The 19,234-nt window shown below is 62.4% G+C and carries 19 protein-coding genes; 9 read left to right on the forward strand and 10 right to left on the reverse strand.

What is annotated here, in order from left to right; genetic code table 11:
* Positions 1–10: 10 nt before the first annotated feature.
* Complete coding sequence (locus R3E82_16025) at positions 11–1,858, reverse strand: DUF4382 domain-containing protein (protein ID MEZ5552393.1); 1,848 nt, start codon at positions 1,856–1,858, stop codon at positions 11–13.
* 64 nt (positions 1,859–1,922) lie between these two features.
* Here R3E82_16025 and R3E82_16030 point away from each other — a divergent pair, with 64 nt between their 5' ends.
* A complete protein-coding gene (locus R3E82_16030) occupies positions 1,923–2,378 on the forward strand; it encodes a hypothetical protein (GenBank protein MEZ5552394.1) in 456 nt (151 codons plus the stop codon).
* Between the two features lie 115 nt (positions 2,379–2,493).
* On the opposite strand, the gene R3E82_16035 is transcribed toward R3E82_16030, so the two are convergent.
* The 3 genes from R3E82_16035 to R3E82_16045 all read right to left on the reverse strand — a co-directional run bounded on the left by R3E82_16035 (position 2,494) and on the right by R3E82_16045 (position 4,409).
* On the reverse strand, positions 2,494–3,132 hold the full coding sequence (locus tag R3E82_16035) for a hypothetical protein (GenBank protein MEZ5552395.1): 639 nt from the start codon (positions 3,130–3,132) through the stop codon (positions 2,494–2,496).
* Between the two features lie 410 nt (positions 3,133–3,542).
* Positions 3,543–3,866: a hypothetical protein gene (locus R3E82_16040; protein MEZ5552396.1), complete on the reverse strand. Its 324-nt coding sequence runs from the start codon at positions 3,864–3,866 to the stop codon at positions 3,543–3,545.
* Between the two features lie 54 nt (positions 3,867–3,920).
* On the reverse strand, positions 3,921–4,409 hold the full coding sequence (locus tag R3E82_16045; GenBank protein ID MEZ5552397.1) for a hypothetical protein: 489 nt from the start codon (positions 4,407–4,409) through the stop codon (positions 3,921–3,923).
* Positions 4,410–4,641: 232 nt separating this feature from the next.
* Here R3E82_16045 and R3E82_16050 point away from each other — a divergent pair, with 232 nt between their 5' ends.
* Positions 4,642–5,772 (forward strand): aromatic ring-hydroxylating dioxygenase subunit alpha, encoded by a 1,131-nt coding sequence (locus tag R3E82_16050; protein MEZ5552398.1) that lies wholly within the window; start codon positions 4,642–4,644, stop codon positions 5,770–5,772.
* Here the strand turns inward: R3E82_16050 and R3E82_16055 are convergent.
* Positions 5,707–6,627 (reverse strand): alpha/beta hydrolase, encoded by a 921-nt coding sequence (locus R3E82_16055; GenBank protein MEZ5552399.1) that lies wholly within the window; start codon positions 6,625–6,627, stop codon positions 5,707–5,709. The two genes, R3E82_16050 and R3E82_16055, sit on opposite strands and share 66 nt — an antisense overlap.
* Positions 6,628–6,787: 160 nt before the next feature.
* On the opposite strand from R3E82_16055, the gene R3E82_16060 reads away from it, so the two are divergent.
* Both R3E82_16060 and R3E82_16065 read left to right on the forward strand, forming a co-directional pair.
* Positions 6,788–7,969, forward strand: a complete 1,182-nt coding sequence (locus tag R3E82_16060; protein MEZ5552400.1) for a helix-turn-helix transcriptional regulator — start codon at positions 6,788–6,790, stop codon at positions 7,967–7,969.
* Positions 7,970–8,157: 188 nt separating this feature from the next.
* On the forward strand, positions 8,158–9,018 hold the full coding sequence (locus R3E82_16065; GenBank protein ID MEZ5552401.1) for a cytochrome c: 861 nt from the start codon (positions 8,158–8,160) through the stop codon (positions 9,016–9,018).
* Between the two features lie 30 nt (positions 9,019–9,048).
* On the opposite strand, the gene R3E82_16070 is transcribed toward R3E82_16065, so the two are convergent.
* Both R3E82_16070 and R3E82_16075 read right to left on the reverse strand, forming a co-directional pair.
* Entirely contained in the window at positions 9,049–9,531 is a 483-nt protein-coding gene (locus R3E82_16070) for a cytochrome c (GenBank protein MEZ5552402.1), read from the reverse strand.
* 151 nt (positions 9,532–9,682) lie between these two features.
* Positions 9,683–10,648 (reverse strand): zinc-binding alcohol dehydrogenase family protein, encoded by a 966-nt coding sequence (locus R3E82_16075; GenBank protein MEZ5552403.1) that lies wholly within the window; start codon positions 10,646–10,648, stop codon positions 9,683–9,685.
* 293 nt (positions 10,649–10,941) lie between these two features.
* On the opposite strand from R3E82_16075, the gene R3E82_16080 reads away from it, so the two are divergent.
* A complete protein-coding gene (locus R3E82_16080; GenBank protein MEZ5552404.1) occupies positions 10,942–11,979 on the forward strand; it encodes an alpha/beta fold hydrolase in 1,038 nt (345 codons plus the stop codon).
* Between the two features lie 88 nt (positions 11,980–12,067).
* Positions 12,068–12,538, forward strand: coding sequence for a DUF4440 domain-containing protein (locus R3E82_16085; GenBank protein ID MEZ5552405.1), 471 nt, complete (start codon positions 12,068–12,070; stop codon positions 12,536–12,538).
* A 17-nt stretch (positions 12,539–12,555) separates the two neighbouring features.
* Here the strand turns inward: R3E82_16085 and R3E82_16090 are convergent, their stop codons facing one another.
* Positions 12,556–14,553 (reverse strand): hypothetical protein, encoded by a 1,998-nt coding sequence (locus R3E82_16090; GenBank protein ID MEZ5552406.1) that lies wholly within the window; start codon positions 14,551–14,553, stop codon positions 12,556–12,558.
* A gap of 1,271 nt (positions 14,554–15,824) precedes the next feature.
* On the opposite strand from R3E82_16090, the gene R3E82_16095 reads away from it, so the two are divergent.
* The 3 genes from R3E82_16095 (at position 15,825) to R3E82_16105 (ending at position 17,365) form a co-directional block, all read left to right on the forward strand.
* Entirely contained in the window at positions 15,825–16,256 is a 432-nt protein-coding gene (locus tag R3E82_16095) for a nitroreductase/quinone reductase family protein (GenBank protein MEZ5552407.1), read from the forward strand.
* Positions 16,257–16,379: 123 nt separating this feature from the next.
* On the forward strand, positions 16,380–16,850 hold the full coding sequence (locus R3E82_16100) for a VOC family protein (GenBank protein ID MEZ5552408.1): 471 nt from the start codon (positions 16,380–16,382) through the stop codon (positions 16,848–16,850).
* A 56-nt stretch (positions 16,851–16,906) separates the two neighbouring features.
* A complete protein-coding gene (locus tag R3E82_16105; protein MEZ5552409.1) occupies positions 16,907–17,365 on the forward strand; it encodes a GNAT family N-acetyltransferase in 459 nt (152 codons plus the stop codon).
* Positions 17,366–17,436: 71 nt separating this feature from the next.
* Here the strand turns inward: R3E82_16105 and R3E82_16110 are convergent, their stop codons facing one another.
* On the reverse strand, positions 17,437–17,853 hold the full coding sequence (locus R3E82_16110) for a hypothetical protein (protein ID MEZ5552410.1): 417 nt from the start codon (positions 17,851–17,853) through the stop codon (positions 17,437–17,439).
* A gap of 225 nt (positions 17,854–18,078) precedes the next feature.
* Positions 18,079–18,612, reverse strand: coding sequence for a tetratricopeptide repeat protein (locus R3E82_16115; protein ID MEZ5552411.1), 534 nt, complete (start codon positions 18,610–18,612; stop codon positions 18,079–18,081).
* Positions 18,613–19,234 lie beyond the last annotated feature (622 nt).

A 19,234-nucleotide genomic window follows, 5' to 3' on the forward strand; every position in this document is an offset into this window, starting at 1 on the left:
GTACCCGCTGTCACTGCTCAGCGCTATCCGCCATCCCGAAGACAAAACTTGCTCGTGCCGCCGTCAGCTCATCACTGTCTTCAGTATAACGGCCGTGGGCCGTGAGCCTGTGCAGGCTGGCACCCTCATCGAGCAGCCGCACCATAGCTTCTACCGCGTCGGCAAAATTCCGGTACACGGTCAGCGTGCCAGCACCACGCTGCACCACCGCATAGATTCCGCGGCCGGCAGCGGGTGCGGTCAGCGCCAGCATGTCGGGTTCGATGGCCAGGTGACGAATGCGTCCCTTGAGATTCACCACCACCCGGGCGCCGGTGAGATCCAGATCGAGACGATCCTGGGCGCTCGCCACAAACGGCACACTGGAGCCTTCCGGCCAGGCCACTCTGGCGGTGGCACCCCGGGTTGCCGTGGCGACATCCACCACGGTGCGGCCGAGGAAGTCCGGGGGCGCAAAGCCGAACCGGTTCACCAGCCCGCGCACCTGCACCAGCTCGGAGAGCTCGATCTGCAGCAGACCCAGTGTGGCGGTATCGATCTCATAGGCATTCGGATCGGCGTCGTCCAGCCCGGTCACACCGGTGCCGGTGAAGTCGAAGATGGCCGGCCGCCGGCCGTTGAGCAGCTGCAGATCCACGACCAGCGGATCCACGCTCACGACGTCACCCCAGAGCCGATTGACAAGCATGCGGACGCGGCCCCGCGTGGCATCCAGAGTCAGGTCATCGGCAAACTCGCCGGAGGCAACAATCGCCTGGCCGACAGAGATCGACAGCTGATCGAGATCGCCGGCGTCGACGCCCAGGGCGGCGACGAGGGTCGCGTCGCCCACCAGCACGGTGAGCTCCTGACGGAAGCTGAAACGGCCGTCGGCAAACTCCACCGCCACACCGCGCAGCGTCAGGCTGTCCGCATCCCGGGCCGTGACCACACCGCGCACCACTTCGGCGTCAGACCAGGCCACGCTCGATCCGGCGAGCACGCTGACGGCAACGAGCTCACGGTTTTCGATCAGGCCCTGGGCCACCACCGGCGTGTCATCCGCCAGATCGGCAAGTGCCGCAAGACCCGCTTCGCCGCTGTAAGCTATGCCATCGATCTCGTAGATGGTGTCAGCGTCGACGGCGAATGTCAGGTGTCCAAAGGCTCCGGTGCGATGCCGGAACGGACGGACGTTCAGGGTGACCTCGTCCGCCACCTCGTCCACTTCCGCGAGCAGACCACGCGCGCGGTGTTCGCGATCTTCTTCGAGCTCCGGCATGGCCAGCAGCACCGGCTCTACAGTCACCGTTGGCGGTGTTGTCGTGGCGTCGATGCTGTTCGAGGCGTCGAGATCGAAGTCCAGGCTGAATGCCCGCACCGTCGCCTGCGTGATACGGATGACATCGGCGTCGTCCAGGGTCAGGGTCACGTCCAAAGTGGTCAGCGGATCACCGCTGGCGTCCACCAGTTGTGCGGCCACCGGTTCGCCGTCGTCACCCTGAACCAGCACTTCGGCGTTGCTGTAGTCCAGGGTCAGGATCACCTCCTGGTAGGTGCCGACGGGGACCGTGGCCACGGTAAGGAATTCCGAGACCTCGGTGAGCTGGGTGAAGTCAACGCGCGTGGTCAACGGCAGGGTTTCCACCAGATCGCCGTTGGCACGGCGCAGGCGGATGGACGTGACGTCGACGATATAGGCGACAAAGTCGCCTTCGGCGTCGGTGAGGGTAACCACCAGGTCACCGGTGGTCGTCTGTACCGGGGGAATCGCCGGGACTACAGCGCTGCTGCCGCCGCTACCACCACCACAGCCGGCGAGGGTCGCCAGCACGGCCAGCGCTGCCAGCGCGCTGTTCCTGAAGAATCTGAATTTCATGATCGGCTCCTTGAGTGAGGGCGGGGCAGGCTCGCGCCTGCCCCGGTATCAACGGATAGACTCAGTGGCGACGGTCCCAGCGGGCGTCGAAGCGCTGGCCACGGCGGTCCAGCTTGTTGTCGACCCGGTTGCCGCGATGGTCCAGGCGGTGATCGATCCGGTCGCCCTTGCGATCGAGGTGGTTGTCTATGCGATTACCTTTGTGGTCCAGGCGCCGGGCAAGCCTGTCGTGGCCGGCCGCGTCGGCACGGTCGGAGGCCTGATCCAGGCGTCCGTCGATGCGGTCACCTTTCTGGTCAAGTCGGCCGTCGATACGGTCGCCTTTGTTGTCGAGGTGCTGTTCGATGCGATCGCCTTTGTGGTCCAGGCGGTCCTCGACCCGGTCGCCGACGTCGGCGAATGCCGCTACGGGACCTGCAAGCAGGCCGGCAAATGTCAGTGCGGTGAGCGTTTGGTTCATGTCGTCCTCGTACTTCGGTTGGCTTCAGGTACTGGAACGGACGACAACGGGATCGGTTGACACCGGCGGGCAGATTTCGCCCCGGTCGGACGAAACTGTGAACTACGTCACGAAACCGGCCCGCAGGTACGCTCGAAGGCGCGCAGAGCCGGCAACGGGCCACAATGGCCGCGAGTCAGCGGCTGGTTGTGGTCAGTCTGTACGTCGTCTGCCCTGGAATCCACCGTGAGGCCGATACCTGCAGCAGCACACTCCCTGGCCCGGCGAGGGTCACTGTCTTTGCACCGGGACCGCTGGACGCAAATTCGGGAATTCCACTGCAGGTGCGGTAGGTTCGCAGCTGATACTCCGAGCTGCCCGCGCCATCGAGGGTGACCGCAACTGAGCTGTTCGGTGCCAGGCTGAGAAGAAACCAGTCGGACCGGTCGCTTTCCTCGATGACGCCGGTTCGGACCAGAGTGCTGTCAGCTGGCATGACGCCAAGAGCTGTTGCCGAGGCGCATGACGATCCATAGGCATCCGGCAGCGGCGCGGGACTGTCCCCGCTGCCGGCAGTCACCGTCGGTTCCGATCGCCGGCGGTTCCCGGGGGTGACACTGAGGTCGACTGACCGTCCAGCCGCAGCCGGCAGCGCACGCTCGACGTAAAGTGGCGCGCTGGCATCGGTACATGCCGCTGCGTGCGCTGCTGTGCGGAACGCGTCGATCTCGCGGGTCAGCTGGTCGCGCTGTGTCAGGAGCGCCGCCTGCCGTGCGCTGTCGGATCCCGCAGCCGCAACCAATGCGGCATACTCCCTCGATATGACTTCAGCCATCGTGTCGAATGCAGCCGTCGCCGCCGTCGACGGCGCACAGGGCGCCTGATCCCGAACGAAGGTGAATGAATAGGCCCACCGACCGTAGCTTCGACTTGTGACCCCGTTTCGTGCCGTCGCCAGATAGGATTCCGCGCCAGGACCAATCTGCAGCGTGACCGGGCCGGACTGCCGCGGCGGCAGCACGCCGGCATGAATTGCCGCGGCGCAAATCGATGAATCGTCTGTGTAAGTGTCCGTTCCGTAGACCGATGCACGAGCCCCGTCAGATGCCGGACAGACTACTGTCAGCGATCGACCGATCTCCTGACGATACGCAATTGCACTCTGGGTGGCACTGATACTCGGCCCCTGCGCCAGACTGAGCGAACTCAGCAGCAACAAAAAGGCCGCAATGTGACAGCGACCGGTCACCGCGGCCGGTGCTCACGACTGGATCGGCGTTGCCGCAGTTCCTCGCCCCTGCGCGCGAGTTCATCGCGGTTGGCATCGTTGACCGCCATGTAACGATCGCGCCAGCCGTCATCACCCCACACCTCACTGCTGACAATGGTGGTTTGCGGGGCATCGATCGTTTCGAACAAACTCACTGCCTGCCGCACGATGCGCTGCTGCATCGCCCGATCCCAGGGCTTGCCGCAGGGATTGCCCAGCGGAAAATCGACGAACAGGAATCTCGGCACACCACAGTACTCAACAATGTCGAGTGCGGAGCCGATGATCACCGTCGGCATACCCCTTTCCTCCAGATAGCGGGCAACCAGACTCACGGTCTGGTGGCAGACGGGTCACAAGGGAATCAACAGGGCAATGTCAGCCTGATCTTCGAGCAGGCGCCGATGCAATTCAGGTGCGTCCTTCTCCACTGTAGTGCGCTGACTGTAGTCGGTCGCAGCACAATGAAAGCGTGGTGCCAGCGCCCCGATAACCGCCTCGGCTGCCAGTTTCTGCAGATGCTCGATGGGACAGAAAGAATTCAGATCTTCCGTGTGGGTGGCCTGCTTATCCCAGGACAGGTCGTCGGTATAGAGTCGCTCAGGCGGCGGGCTGGTGGTGCCCGAATCGATTTTTCGCGGTTCGAGGCTCGCGCGCGCATAAGTACTTGCAGTGGTGACCAGGCCGAGCGTGCACTCCCTGAGCGGCTTCGGCAGCACGGCAAACGGCGCAGACTCATGATGGGCGTAGCGATAGGCCCGCTCGAAACCCTGAGCCTCGTAGTACTCGTGGGAACGCCGCATATAGGGTACGGGGTCGGATGAATACCGATGGGGGCTCATAAGCGGTCTCGACCGGACAGAGAATCCGCATCCTACCAGCAAGTCCGGCCGGCGAGGTCGAGTCCCTCGCAGGTCTGGCGTTTTCCGGGCTTTCCGTTTCACCCCTGCACCCGCACACCAACCCTTTTCGTGTGCGCGGGCTGCTTTCCAATGCCGGGGACGTCCCCGGACCTTGCCTCGATACCGCATAGTCGCTACAAACGCGCAACCCACACCTTCCCAGGAGCCGACCTTGCGCCAGATCCAGCCCGCCGATCTGTTCGACCCGGAAGATATTGCCCGCATCCGTCAGCCGCTGCCTCAGGCCTGTACCTTGCCGCCGACGGCCTACCGGGATCCGCTGGTGTGGGCAGCCGAAGTCGAGACCCTCTTCCGCAGGGACTGGCTGTGCGTGGCCCGCGTCGAACAACTGGCGAACGTCGGCGACTATGTCTGCGCCGATCTGCCCGACCAGCCCATCGTGGTGAGTCGCAGCAGCAGCGGTCTGCACGCCAGCTCACGCATCTGCCTGCATCGGGCCATGCCGATTGCAGACGGCGCCGGTAACGCGAGTCGCTTCGTCTGCCCCTACCACAACTGGACCTACGAGCTCGATGGCCGGCTGCGCAGCGCGCCCATGATGGAAGGGGTGCAGGACTTCGACCCCGGCAGCTGTCGGTTGCCCACACTCGCACTCGAGGTCTGGCAGGGGTTCGTGTTCGTGAACCGGGACACCCAGGCAGCCGCCCTCGCCCCTCAGCTGGAAGGTCTCGAGGGCTTCATTGAAAACTACCAGTTCGACCAGCTGGTGATCGTCGAGACGGTGGAATTCGACAGCCCCTGGAACTGGAAGATCCTTGTCGAGAACTTCATGGAGGCCTACCACCACATCGGCACCCATAGACACACCTTCGAACCCGTCTATCCCGCACGGCAGTCGCGGGTACCGGACAATGGCGGCGCGCCCTGGCTGTTCCTGCACATGCCCGGCCAGCACAGGGAAGACTCGGGTCTGCCCCTGTTCCCCGCATTGAATGAGTCCCAGCAGCGGGACCTGATCGCCTGCTGCGTCTATCCAACCCTTCTGTTCGGCGCCACCGCGACGACCGCAGTGTGGTACCAGCTCGAACCCACCGCCCATGACCGCATGCGGTTGCGCATTCACCTGCTGGCGCGGCCGGAACTGGCCGCACACCTGAGCAATGAGGAGCGGGCCGCATTCGCAGACGGTGTACGAGCCATCCATACTGAGGACATCGCTGCCAATCTCGGACCCTGGCGCGGACTCCAGGCGGGACTGACCACCCAGGGGCGTCTGTCATCTTTCGAGAAAGGCATCTGGCAACTCAATCAGCTCTGGGCTGACCGGCTCGGTCTGGGCTGAGCGGAGGGCGCGTGCCTCGGCAACGACTGCTCTGATCGCCGCGACCACGCGTTCGGGATCATCCCTGTGCACGTAATGCCCGCAGCTCGCGCACACCTCGTGAGTGGATCGGCTGCTCAGTTGCGCAAGGTCGGCCTGGCTCGCCAGCCAGACTTTGTGGAACCCTGCGCCGGTGAGCGGCGCTGTCCTCCCGCTCGACAGGACCGCAAGCGGCACGTCCGGGAACTCACCTGCACGTCTGATCGCGCTTTCTGTATCGGCGGCGCCGGCGAATTCGCGTTTCACAGGTCCGGGCATCAGCATCATGAGGGCAGCAGGCGGCCTGCACCCCGGCGCATGGGCATCCAGGCACCGGCGCGTAAAGTCTGAGTGCCGCGCGTCGACGAGGACGACTCCGGCAACATCCTGTGGGTAGGTTCGTGCGAAGAGCTCCAGATAAGTCCCGCCGATGGAATGCCCGACAAGCACGAATGGCGGCTTCAGCTGGAGGGCGCCAAGCGTCGATCCGAGCTCGCGAACGATGGTTGCCCCGTCACGTGATGTGTTGCTGCTCCTGCTGTGTCCATAGCCGGCGCGATCGTAGGCAAAAGCCTGCGCGAAGCCGCTCACCTGCTGGTACACCGGGCCCCAGGTTTCCTTGCCATCACCGAGGCCGGCTTCAAACACGACGGTGGGCGAGCCCTGACCCGCCAGAATGTAGGAATGGGTGGCTAGCGGTGTGTCGACAATGGGAGCGCCCGACAATGAGCTGCACCCGGTAAACACTGTCGACGCCAGAGCAAGTATCGCGGTTTCGCCGAGTATCCTGAGCGCGAACAGGCACAGGGTGGCTGCCAGTCTGTGGGTCTTAGTCATTTCAGCCTCGTTTCGCTGTTGGAGAAAACGACGCCATCTTTGCGGCTGCAGCGCCCTGCCCGCGCCCTGGCGGGATGGGCCGGACAGGCTCCGGTGTCCGCGCCGATGAGGACGGACACCGGACTTGACGCCCTGAGCGTGCCTTGCCAATTTGACGGTCATGGACATTGCGACCGCTCCCGACCCGATTGCCGTGGCCCTTTCGGCCGCCCTGGTGGGACAGTCCGCGCTGGCGGCCACGCTGGTCTTCGCGCGGAGCCCGCGGCGACCCGTGTATCTGTTTCTGACAGGATTCTTTATCGTAAATGCGGTAACCGACGCCGGCCCGGTGGCGCTGTCCCTGGGCTCTACGGTGGCAGTTCACCTCGCAGTGCTCGGGATCCCGGCACTGCTCACAGGCGCCCCCTGCCTGTGGTTCTACGTGGTTGGCCTCACAGCCGAGACGGACTGGTCGCTGGCACCACGGGATCTGCGGCATTTCTTGCCGGCGTTGCTGGGGCTGCTGACCGCGGTACTGGTCGCTGCGCTGCCGCTCGACAGCAAACAGCAACTGCTGGAGGGAAACCTGGAGGCCGCAACTGCACATCCGTTTTTCGCCCTGATGGCCTATGTGCTGATGACACTCGCCGGCATCGTGCAGATCGGCCTGTACATCCCCGCCATCGTCCGCCGCCTGGTGGTCTATCGACGCCGTCTGCGGGACGTATTCGCGAGTACTGAACATCTCGAACTGCGCTGGCTCAGCTGGCTGGTGTTGATCGTCGGCGGCTACTGGCTGGTCACGCTGGCGTCGGTGGTGGCTGAACTCGGGTACGGGGTCGATATTACGTCCGAGACCGTTGAGGCCGCCATTGCTCTCGCCATCGTCTGGGTACTGTCGATCTGGGGTCTGCGCCAGCAGCCGGGATTCATCAGCCAGTTTGATCATCACGAGGCTGCAGATACAGCGGCTGAGGCGGTGGCCACACGCAAGTACGAGCGCTCGGCTCTGGCGCCGGAGCAATCGCGCCGAATTGCCGACAAAATCGCAGCCGCCATGGGCAATGACCATCTTTACCGGGATCCGAATCTCTCGCTGCGAGACCTGTCAGCGCACGTGGCGGTGACTCCGAACTACGTTTCCCAGACGCTGAACGAAACTATCGGCCAGTGCTTTTTCGACTACGTGAACCACTGGCGCATCGGCGCGGCGAAGGCGCGGGTGCTGAAGGGAGAAGAGACGATTCTCGACATTGCCTTCGACGTGGGTTTCAACTCCCGATCGTCGTTCTACACCGCGTTCAAGCGCGAAACAGGCATGACGCCGACGGCATTTCGCGGCGCCGCAGGGCTGGCTTCGTGAGGAGTTTCCCGTGGATGCCAGTGATCATGAGTTACCGGGAGCCAGGCTGGCGCTGGCTGGTGATCCTGCCCTCCCTGGCGGGGCATCCGCTTTCCAATCGGGCCCCACGCCCATGGCGGTGGACAGCCCCAGCCACGAAGCTCTAATGTCGCCAGTCATCATGGCGACGATGGGGCGAGCGGATAACAATGCCGAGAACTGGGTTCATTCTGATCGCGGTGGGGTTGGTGCTCGCCGCCCTGTGGTGCCTGTTCGCTGCGCCCGAGGTAGGCAATCCCGAGGTACCGGATTCACCGGCAGCGGTCGAGCGCGGGCGCTATCTGGTGGCCGCCGGAGGCTGCGTGAGCTGCCACGAAGGCACGGCGCACGCGGATTCGCTGAGCGGCGGGCTGGCCCTGGAATCGGACTTCGGCACGTTCTACGCGCCCAACATCACGCCGGACAACGAAACCGGCATCGGCGGCTGGACAGGGGCGGATTTCCTGCTGGCCCTCAGGCACGGACGCGCTCCGGACGGCGGGTTCTACTATCCGGCCTTCCCCTACCCGGCCTATGCCGGGATGAAGGATCAGGACGTGCTGGATATCGCCGCCTATCTCAAGTCTCTGCCCCCGGTGGAATTCAGCGCGCCGGCGCATGAGCTGCCGCCCTGGTTGTTCCGCTGGACGATCGCGGGCTGGAATCTGCTCGCGTCCCTGCTGAACCCCGAGCCGCCGGAGGAAGACGAACCACTCCTGGCCCGTGGCGCCTATCTGGCCCGGCATCTGGGTCACTGCGGTGAGTGTCACACCCCGAGAAACGGGCTCGGCATCCCGGACCTTCGGCGGGAGTTTGCGGGTGGCGTACTGCCCGACGGAGAGGTGGAAGCCATTGATGCCCCAGCGCTCGCCGACTGGTCAGCCCAGGACTTTGTCCTGCTGCTGTCGCTGGGCCTGAAACCGGACGGCGAGTTCGTCGGCGGTAAGATGGAACCCGTGGTCGAGCACAACACCAGCCGACTCACGAGCGACGATCAGAAGGCGCTGGCGGCGTTCTTCATCCGCCGCTAGCGCTCGATTTCACGCAGCCTATCGGGTGCGTCAGTCGGAATCGACCCTGTACGAGTCGTGGCAGTTGCCGCAGGTGCCGCCGAACGCGCGCAGACCGCCCAGAGTGGCTGCCTGGTCGCCGGTCGCGGCCAATCCGGCGAAGGTGTTGGCCGCATCTGCCAGGGCGGCGGCCTTCTCCGAGAAGTCGTCCATGTTGTCCCAGATCCCGGGCAGCGCCTCGGTCTCCACGTCGAATTCACGCGTGTCCATCGCACCCAGCCGCTCGGGAATCATTGGCGCCAGCATGGCGATGCGCCTGGCATTACGCTCCGCGAGGGCGGCATCGAATGGCACAGAGCCCCTCGCCATTCCGACGATCGGACCCATGTGCACGCCGAGCAGCTTGAAGACCGCCTGTCTGTTCTCGGTGGCCGTGACCGCCTGCTGTTCCGGCGTCGGCCCTTCCTGGGCCGTGATTCCGTTCGCAAGCAGCAGGCTCACTGCGGACGCAGCGATGATCGATGTTGTTCTCATTCCTTTCCTCTCCATGATGTCGTTACCTGCAGCCCGCGCAGGCAGTGCTCCAGAACGGGCGATGGTGAACGAACAGCGACGCTTCGGCAAGTGATCTGCCTGCGACCCGGCGCGCTGAGGTGTCAATCATCCGCCACGCGCAGCAACCGTGTTACGGCACCAGCAGCACACGACCAAACGATCCCCGACCTTCTATATACGCATGCGCCGCACTGGCATCTCGCAGCGAAAACTTCTGATCGATCACCACCTGGAGCTCCCCCTTTGCGACATCCGCGAGCAGGCCTTCGATCATCTTCCTGCACCGCGCCGGGTTGGCTCCCATTTCTGCACCCAGGAACACTCCCGTGACACGGGCGTTCTTCAGACCAAGCCCACCAAGATTGGCCGGGCCTTCGCGCCCGGCATTGCCAACCCAGCTGATTCGGCCGCGATAGGCCAGCGCACTGACACTGCCTTCAAGCGTCCTGCCGCCCACAGAATCTACAATCAGATCAGCACCGCGACCCTCCGTGAGCTCCCTGGTACGGGCGACGAAATCTTCGGTCTTGTAGTTGATGCCGTGGTCCAGACCAAAATCGCGCAGCCTGTTCAGCTTCTCGTCGCTGGAAGCGGTCGCCAGCACTGTGGCACCGGCACGTTTGGCGAGCTGGATGGCAGCAAGACCAACGCCGCCGCCACCGGCCTGGATCAGTACTGTTTCGCCTTTCTTGAGATCACCAAACTCGAACAGGCAATCCGCAGCGGTACCGAACTCGATCGGCACACCAGCGGCAAGCTCAAGATCCAGGGAGTCCGGCAGGAGGTAGCTTGCGGATGCAGCAACCGAAACCAGCTCGGCGTGGGAGCCGAACGCCATGGTCGCTACCACCCGGTCTCCGACCTTGCGGTCAGTCACCTGGTTGCCGATCTCACGGATGATCCCAGCTGCCTGGTAGCCGACCACGTGGGGTTTGGACGCCATCATGCCGCCCAGCCGGTTGAGCGTATCTCCGCCCTGGATGCCGATGGCCTTGACTTCTATCAGGACACCCTTGGGGCGGCATTCCGGGTCCGCAACGTCTTCGTACTGGAGTACGGATGGATTTCCAGTCTGGTAGTAGACGGCAGCTTTCATGTTGATTCCTCGTGCATTAGTTCAGCAGGCCAGTCTCGCCAGTGCGGCTGCAAACGCAAGCCTTTCCGGAAATCAGTCAGCCCGCGATTTCTCGCGGCTTGTCGGGGAACTGGCGGAGGCGACGGGATAGTTCCGCGTTCACTGCTCGATCTCTGGATCGGTCACTGCCCGGTTGTACCCGCTCCATGGCCAGTGGGTGGCTCCCACAGACAATGCATCGTCCCGTCGGGCTTCAGGCACGGACCTCCGCACGCACGTATACTGGCGGTCCGCGACAGGACAGGAGGGGTATCATGACCGGTACGTCCCCGCCCGTGCGGTACGCCCACGGCAAAGACGGCAGACGAATCGCCCTGATGAGTCTGGGACGGGGGCCTGCGCTGATCGAGGTTCCCCACATTCAGATGAGTCACCTGCATCTGGAGTGGCAACTGCCTGCTGTCAGACGCTGGTGCCAGGCGATTACACAGCGTCATCGCCTGATTCGTTTCGACAACAACGGTTGCGGTCTGTCCAGCGATCAGACTGGCGACTTCTCGCTGGACTCATTAGCCAGCGACATTCTCACGGTGGTGGATGCGCTGCATCTGGACCAGTTCGCCCTGTTCGGTCGAATCACCGGAGGACTGCCTGCAATCGTCTTTGCCGCCCGATACCCGGAGCGGGTTTCGCACCTCGTGCTCTGGAACAGCTTCACCGACCATGCACGTCACGGTGGTCAGGCACGGATGAAAGCCGTTCTTGGCCTCGCGGCGTCTGACTGGCAGCTGTTCACCGAATCGATTTCCCAGGCCGCACTCGGATGGCAGGATGGTCCCGCCGCAAGAACCTGGGCTGAGGTACTGCGCGCGGCCAGCTCTCAGCCGCGCTTCCTCCAGTACCTTGACGCGAGAAAGACCTGGGACGTGCGGCCGATTGTCAGTCAGGTTCGCGCGAAGACGCTCGTGCTCTATGATCAAGCCAATCAGCTCGTGAACGCCGAGCGCAGTCAGGAACTCGCCTCATTCATCCGCAACGCCGAACTGCGCGCCATTGACAGCGATACCGGTGTGCCGGGTGAGGGCGCCATCCGGGTAATCAAAGATTTCCTGGGAACGGCAGCGCCGTCCACGGTCATCCTGCCTGAGCTGACCCGGCGGGAAAACGAAGTCGTCTCGCTCCTCGTTACGGGCGCTTCCAATCAATCCATCGCCACCCAGCTTTCGATCAGCGTGAACACCGTCATCCGCCATCTGACCAACATCTTCGGCAAACTGGGAGTAACCAGCCGGTCGGAAGCAATCGCCCACGTGCTCACCACGTCCCGGCACCGCATCACAGATAACCCGTAGATGCTGAATCCGCCAGATCACTGATCTCTGCGATCTGCTCCAGCACAGTTCCCGCCACAATCAGGACCCGGTTCAAAGGGAGAATCCCATGCTTCACGGGATACGCGTGATGCTCTTAGGCCTGATGTCCGTGGTGACACCCGCAATCTGGGGAGCGGAGATGCACAGTGAAATCGATCGCTTGAAGGCCGCGGATGCGGCATGGTCGACGGCCGCAGCGGCCGGTAACGTTGATGAGATCCTGACCTTCTGGGCAGACGACGCCGTCAATTACTTTCCCGGAGCGCCACCGGTCCGGGGCAAGGCCGCCATCGAAGCCCTGGTCCGACAGAATCGCTCCCGGAAGGGTTTCCGCCTGACCTGGAAAGCAGCGGACATACAGGTCGCCGAATCCGGTGAGCTGGGTTACACGTCCGGGCCATTTACGATGACCCTGCCCCTGCCATCAGGAGAGGTAGTCGAACGGGGCGGTCATTATGTCTGCATCTGGCGCAAGGACAGCGATGGCCGGTGGCGTTGCATTCTGGAGACCAGCGTGTTCGGGCCGGAGCTGAACTAGCAGCCGCAGATCCCGAATCACGCCCCTTCGAGCGCACTGTCTGATCTTCGATCAATCAGGCTGCGCACTTTCAGTCGCTGGCTCGTGCTGCCTTCCGCTTGTTTCGCAAACGTCTGATTCTGCGCGTTCCTCAACCCGCCTGCCGCAGCCGTGCGCAGATGCGACAGCGCGCTAGGATATTGCTCAACGTCGGATGCCAGCAATCGATACAACTCGTAGTGTGCACCGGCATGACCTGATTGCGCGGCCCTCTCGTAAAGTTCGATCATCTGAGCGTTGCGCGAAGGATGCAGCGCGAGTTGCCACGCCGCCTGATACGCACTCTCGGCATCGCCTCGGCGTCCGAGTTCGAGCAACTCGGGTACTGGCCGCAAGGTCATACCTGCACTTTTCCGGTCGATCTGATCCCGATAACGCTTGAGATTCTCGACCAGCCGTTGCTCACCACTTTGCTCGTAGTGAATGATGAGCTTGTCGATCCACTCACGGGCCAGCGCGTAATCGATCTCGAACCCGTGTTCACCGCGGAAGTATCCCTCTGCGATGAGTTCCATGGCCTCGATCTGTCCGGCCGCGGCGTGGTGCGCAATGTATTCAACCGCCCGCTCGGGCGCCGCAGGCAATCCGTAGCCACCGTGTTCCCAGACATGCAGCAGATCCTTCAGCGCATCCAGCTGACCCGCTGCCGCTGCACGCTCGAGGAGCCGCATGCCCTCCCGGCGCGTGCTTTCCTGCGCCAGTTTATCCAGGCGCCTGCGCGCCTCATGGTAGAGCACCTCTGGGTCGGCCTCGGCCAGTGCCAGCTCGGTTGCTGCAATGTCGCGAAGCCGATCCGTTGCTCCCAGACGCAGCTGTTCGGTATCCGCATCCCTGGCCAATCGTTGGTACGCGCGTCGTGCGGCTGCCTGGTCGTAATCGGGATGCAACGGGTTGTCCAGCCAACCCGCAACAATGAACTGAGCAAACGACATCCCCGCTTCCGCGGCCCGCTCGATGAGCTGCCGCAGTTCCTCAGGTGCAAGGATCTGATCACTGTTGCTGAGATAGGCGAGATGTTCGACCGCTTCAGGGTAGAGGGCCTGAGCAGAAAGTCTGACCCAGCGGTAGCCTTCGGCGATGCGCTCGGGTGGTGCATCCTGTTTCACCAACAGTCGATAGAGCTGGAACTGGGCTTCTGCGTCGCCCGCTTCGGCGAGCGGCCGCAACCAGCGCTCCTTGCCGTCCCGAACGTAGGTGTTGGCTGCCAGTAACCGCAACGCGCCGGTGTGCCCTTGAGCGGCCGCCATTTCCAGCCACGACCGCTCGCCGGGTGAATCGAGCCAGGGGTTATGACCGCCGGTGACATTCTCTTTCGGCAGGACGGCCACGCCAACACAGTACTGGGCCCACGCGTAGCCCTGCAGCGCCAGGGGCCTGCAGACCAGCAGCGCATGATTGCTCCATATCAACCCACCCGCGAGTGCCAGCAGTGCAGAGGTAGACATCCAGCGGTTGAGGATGAATCGCGGCCAATGAGCACCCTGTAATTCGAGCAGCAAAGCGCCGAGCACCCCGGCAGTTGCCGCCAGATACCCGATCACAAAGCCCCGGTAGCGTGAGAAATCCGCCAGCAGACCGAACAGATTCGAGTGGGCGGTGGCGCCGTGACCGCCCATTGCATAAACCGGCAGCAGCGCCATGCCCACACAGATCAGCGCGATCACGGCCAGAGTCAGCGGCACAAGCCTTGCACGCGCCAGGATGCGCCGTGCGGCGAAGGCTGACAGTGCCCACAGAACAACGCTGAACACCAGTCCCGGCAGCAGCGCGAACATGCCCAGGGACACCGCCTCCGGGCTGAGTTCGATGAGGCTGCCGACACCGAGCGCCAGCAGCCCGATCGCCGGCACGAGCCCGGCGACCTGGATGGCAAAAAAGGGCACCGGAATCGTGTGCACCAGCAGGATCGTCAGAAACCAGGTGACCGTCCGCCTCGCCCGGATCGCGTCACTGGGTGGGCTATGCGCATCCATCATGGGTCAAGTATCGCAGATACAGTGGCCATCTTGCGTGATGCGGTTGGCTGGTTGTTCGCGGCGGAGGCATGACCGTCTCCAACAATCAGGTTGATTGCGTTAATCGGCTGGATTGGTCTGGCGTCGCAGATTTATGGATTCGAGCATTCAGAGCTGCATTGGTTGAATCTCCGGGGCGCGCTCTTCTACAGTCCTGGCACTGGTCTGGATGCCGACTGGTTCGCGCGAATTCGCGTTGGAAAGCTACGGGTGCCTGCCTATGCCTTCCTTCCCTGTCTAGAATCCGCAAGCATCCTTCTTGGAGGTTTTCTGCAGTCTGATACATCGGCTGTGCAGAATATGGCACCCATCTCTTCATTGCCTATGGGTTGAAGACCGCACTTCACTGGATCAGGTGGCTGGTATGAATTTCTCTCTATCACACAGAGTCCGGCCCAGATACGGAGCTTCTCGATATACTGCCGTCATCACGGGCGGGTTCGTGGCCTTCATTAACTGGATCTGGGTCCTGCTGGGACTTCTGATGGCAGACTGTATCAATACGACGATCGCCTGGATCACGGCAGTGTGGGGTGTTGTCGAAGTACCGCTCGCATCCGTCATTGGCGGCGCCTGTCTCGAGAACGGATTGTCGACGCGGCCAGACCGTCCACTGCAGGATTACAGGAGCAAGCGATGATAACGGGCGAGCGCTTCTGCGCGGAAACATCCTACGAATTGGCGGGTTCGCTCGACCGCGAGCGATCGTGCCATTGCTCGCGGTGTCGAAAGGCCTTCAGTGGTGCCGCTTCCGCCTATGCGGAACTCGTGCCGGGGTGCAGCATCCGGTGGACGGCGAAGAGGGAGCCTGCCACCTACAACTCGAACGGTGAGTGGTCGATTGGGTTCTGCAGCAACTGTGGTTCCACTCTCTGCGGTCTTCGGCGCGGAGAGGTGCATGGTCCCACTCTGGGCTGTGCGAATGGTGATCCCGGTGTCGAAATCGAAATGCACATCTTTGTTGGCTCGAAGGCACCCTGGGACCACATTGGGGGCGAGGCTCCGCAGTTTATGGCGTTTCCGATAGCGGAACGAGACTACAACTGAGCAGATTTTTTTTGCTGGAAGGTTGCCAGGACCTAAAGTGCACTTGGCGATTCGGCCAATCCTTCGTGAGGCTGGCGCCTGCCGGCTGGGCTTCACCATCGCTTCGCTGGGCTTCGGCTGGGATAGGTGAGCGCTGAGTCATGCATGAAAATCAGTATGAGTCTGGAGAAATCAGGAGTGATTGAATGAAGTTGCTGAAATGGCTGGGCGGCATCCTCGCTGTCTATGTGGTGTTTGTGGTGGTGTTCGAAGCGGGCTACCTCGGCACGATGCAACCGTCGTTCGAAGAGGGCGGGATTCCCATGTTGGTACTCACCACAACCGATGACTCGGGTAAACCTCTGGATCGGATGCTGGCAAGTTTTGAAACGGACGGACGTCTGTATGTCAGCGCCCACCACTGGACCCGTGGCTGGTACGAGCGCGCCCTCAAGAACCCTCAAGTTCGAGTAAACATCGGCGGCGTCGCGGGGGATTACACGGCGGTGCATGTGGGTGGGGAGGAATTCGAGCGGGTGGCTGCCACTCACCCCCTTCCGCTGGTTGTCAGGTTCCTCATGGGATTTCCTCCGCTCCGGGACATCCTGCGTCTGGATCCTGCTGCTACGATGCGTTGATTGCTCAAGGGGCATCTATGCTTTCGGGCAGCTGTCTGTGTGGAAGCGTTACCTCCGAAATCGACGGTAAAGTCAGCTGCATCGGTCAGTGCCATTGCTCGCGCTGCCGCAAGGCGCGATCAGATGAGCGTCTGGGCCTGGTGGATGGCGGAACGCAGCAGCAGCGGAAATGAGAAAGGAGGTGGCATGACGCTCTATCGGGTCATCGTTCCGGTACGGGACATCGAGGTCGCGGCAAAATTCTACTCAGTCGTGCTGGGCGAACCGGGTCGACGTGTATCTCCAGGACGACACTACTTTGGCGGTGGCAGCGCTGGCGGTGCCGTACTCGCCTGCTACTCACCGAAAGACGATGGCGACGCACCCCGTTATGGTGAGCAGTGGCGGCAGCACCCGCTGCAGTATGTGTATTTCTCTGTTGCCGATCTCGAGGCCGCGCACGACCGCTGCCTCGGTGCCGGTGCAGAGAAGGTGACCGAAATCGACTCGATGCCCTGGGGGGAGACGATGTTTTACGCACTCGACCCCTTCGGAAATCCGATCTCCTTCGTAAAAGCCGGGACGGAGTTTCTTGGGGAGGCTGATGAGAGATAGACGCGCGGCCACTCGATCCGGTATTTCGTCCCCGCGTTCCCGCAGGACTATTCGCCATGCCAATTGCTGTTGAGAAAATGACTCCGGCCGATGCCGATGCAGTGGCCGGACTCGTGGAGCAGTATTGGAGGTTCGAGAAGATCGGCGGCTATAGCCGCCCGGCAATCACCACTTTGCTTGAGCGGTTCAGCGCTGAGGAATCCCTCGGGATTGGACTGGTGGCTCGATCAGATGATTGTACGGTTGGTTACCTGCTCGTCGTCTTCGTTTTCAGCCTGGAACACAAGGGTCTGACAGCGGAAGTGGATGAGTTTTACGTGGCGGCCAACTGGCGCAGCGGAGGTGTCGGCCTTGAACTGCTTGAAGAGGCTGAACGAATCTGCACAGAGGCGGGGTGCACGAGCATCTCCCTGCAGTTGGGGGCGCAGAATGCGGACGCCCGACGTTTCTATCTGCGCCGCGGATATGTTCCCAGAGTTGGATTTGACCTGCTGGAGAAGCCGCTGTCGGCTTGAGTCCTCAGCAGTTTTTGCAACTTGGCCTGCATCTGCTTCTCCTGCACGCGTCAGCAGACGCGGGCCGTCCCTCAAAGCTGATTCAGAAAGGCGATCAGATCCCGCCGCTCGGCGTCTGTGAGCACAAAGGGTGTGAGCTCCGAGGGTCCGGGCCCACCACCCCGTTCATAAAATGCGAGCACCGTTTCAAGCGTCGCCTGACTGCCGTCGTGCATATGGGGTGGCGTGAAACGCAGAAACCGCAGCGTCGGTGCGCGATAAGCCTCGCCGCTCTCACTGACACCCGTGTGATGGAAACTGGCCGCTGCGCCACCAACAGCATGATGGATGGGTCCGGACAGGTTGAATCCCGCATGGCATTCCGTGCAGCGGAGACGCGGTGAGGTGAAGAGCGCCAGTCCGTGCAGAGCGGACTCATCGAGCGCGCTCTGGTCGTTGTCGAAGAGCAGGCGGTCGAAGGCGCTGCCGCCGCATATCAGTGTGCGCACGTAGCTTACCAGTGCACGGGGCGACGGCGCTCAGGGTGATTTCTGGTGAACCGAATGCCGCGGCAAAAGCCTGGCGCATCTTTGCATCCTTGTTCAAACCAGCAAGTACCGCTGCATCGAATCCCCTCTCTACAGAATCGTTGTTGGTGAGCGGCACCAGGTGCTGGCGCTCGAGGGATTCCAGACCGGTGTCCGTCAAGCCGAAGCTCGCGTTGTCGGCACTGTTCAGCAGGGTGGGGGTATTGTGCTGCAGTGTGGCCCCGGTTGCGCCGATCGCCCTGGGCAGCCCGTCGGTAAAGTGTTGCGATGGGTCATGGCAGCTGGCGCAACTGTAGGTGCCGGACAGGTGCGGATCGCGGTCATCAGTTCCACCGCGAGATCCTGTTCTTCGCGAAACAGGGTCATATGGGCTTCTTTCGTTTCACCGAAAAAGCCCATGGCCAGCAGAGCCTCGCCCCGATACTCCAAGGCCTGCCAGAAGTCCGGCTTCAGCTCGAGCGCGAGGTTGTAGGCGCCGATCGCGCGCTTGTAGTCGCCGGTTTCGCGCAACGCATAACCGAGTTCGTTGGCCGCCTCGTTGTGGGTGGGAAGGATCTGCAGTGCTTTGATCTGATAGTCCACCGCTTTCTTGTAGGACTTCTGTGCCTGGGCCAGCGCCTTGTCGCGTGCTCTGTCTTTTTTTTCCTTGGCGGCTTTCTCTTCCTGCTTCCAGGCACGCTCCTTCTGCCGGACGCCGTCCCGGTAGCAGGCTTTCGCCATGTCTTCGGGGAACGTGGCACCGCTGGCCTGTTATTGATGGCACCCGTGTCGCCACCGCCTTTGCCGGCTGCAGACACAGGAGTGGCATTGCACAGGGCGAAGATGGCAAGGCAGGCGGCAGAGATGAGGGTACGCTGGATCATTGGCACCTCCGAGAGTGGCGTTCGGCCTTTGCCATACCCATCGGCGCAGCGGATCAACTTGCCGGTGCCAATACGCTGCATTGTCGAGCGAATGGTCGAATGCCATTATCGAAGCAATATTGACGATACGTTCGGCATTGCCGGCCGCAATGAGCCGCTCACCCACCCGGCAACTGCGCGCGAACAGCCCTCGCGAATTGGTTTCAATCATTCGATCCATGTCAACGAGCGACAACCGGGTCGCGCAGGTGTACTCGGGAATACCGGCATTGTTGATCAGAATAGTCACAGTGCCCAGGGGGCTCTTCGATGCTTATGCATGCCCGCTGTCAGGTGGCGGGGGAATGATCGGAGTCAGTGCGGAAGCAATGCGTTACGATATCGCAGGATATTGCGGGATCAACAAACCGTGCTGTCACAGCTGAACGCAAACTTTGCGCGGCACACGCATAACGGCAGCTCCGAGCGCTACAGGGGCA

This window comes from Pseudomonadales bacterium (genome assembly GCA_041395945.1).
In the GTDB taxonomy this organism is placed as follows: domain Bacteria; phylum Pseudomonadota; class Gammaproteobacteria; order Pseudomonadales; family Azotimanducaceae; genus SZUA-309.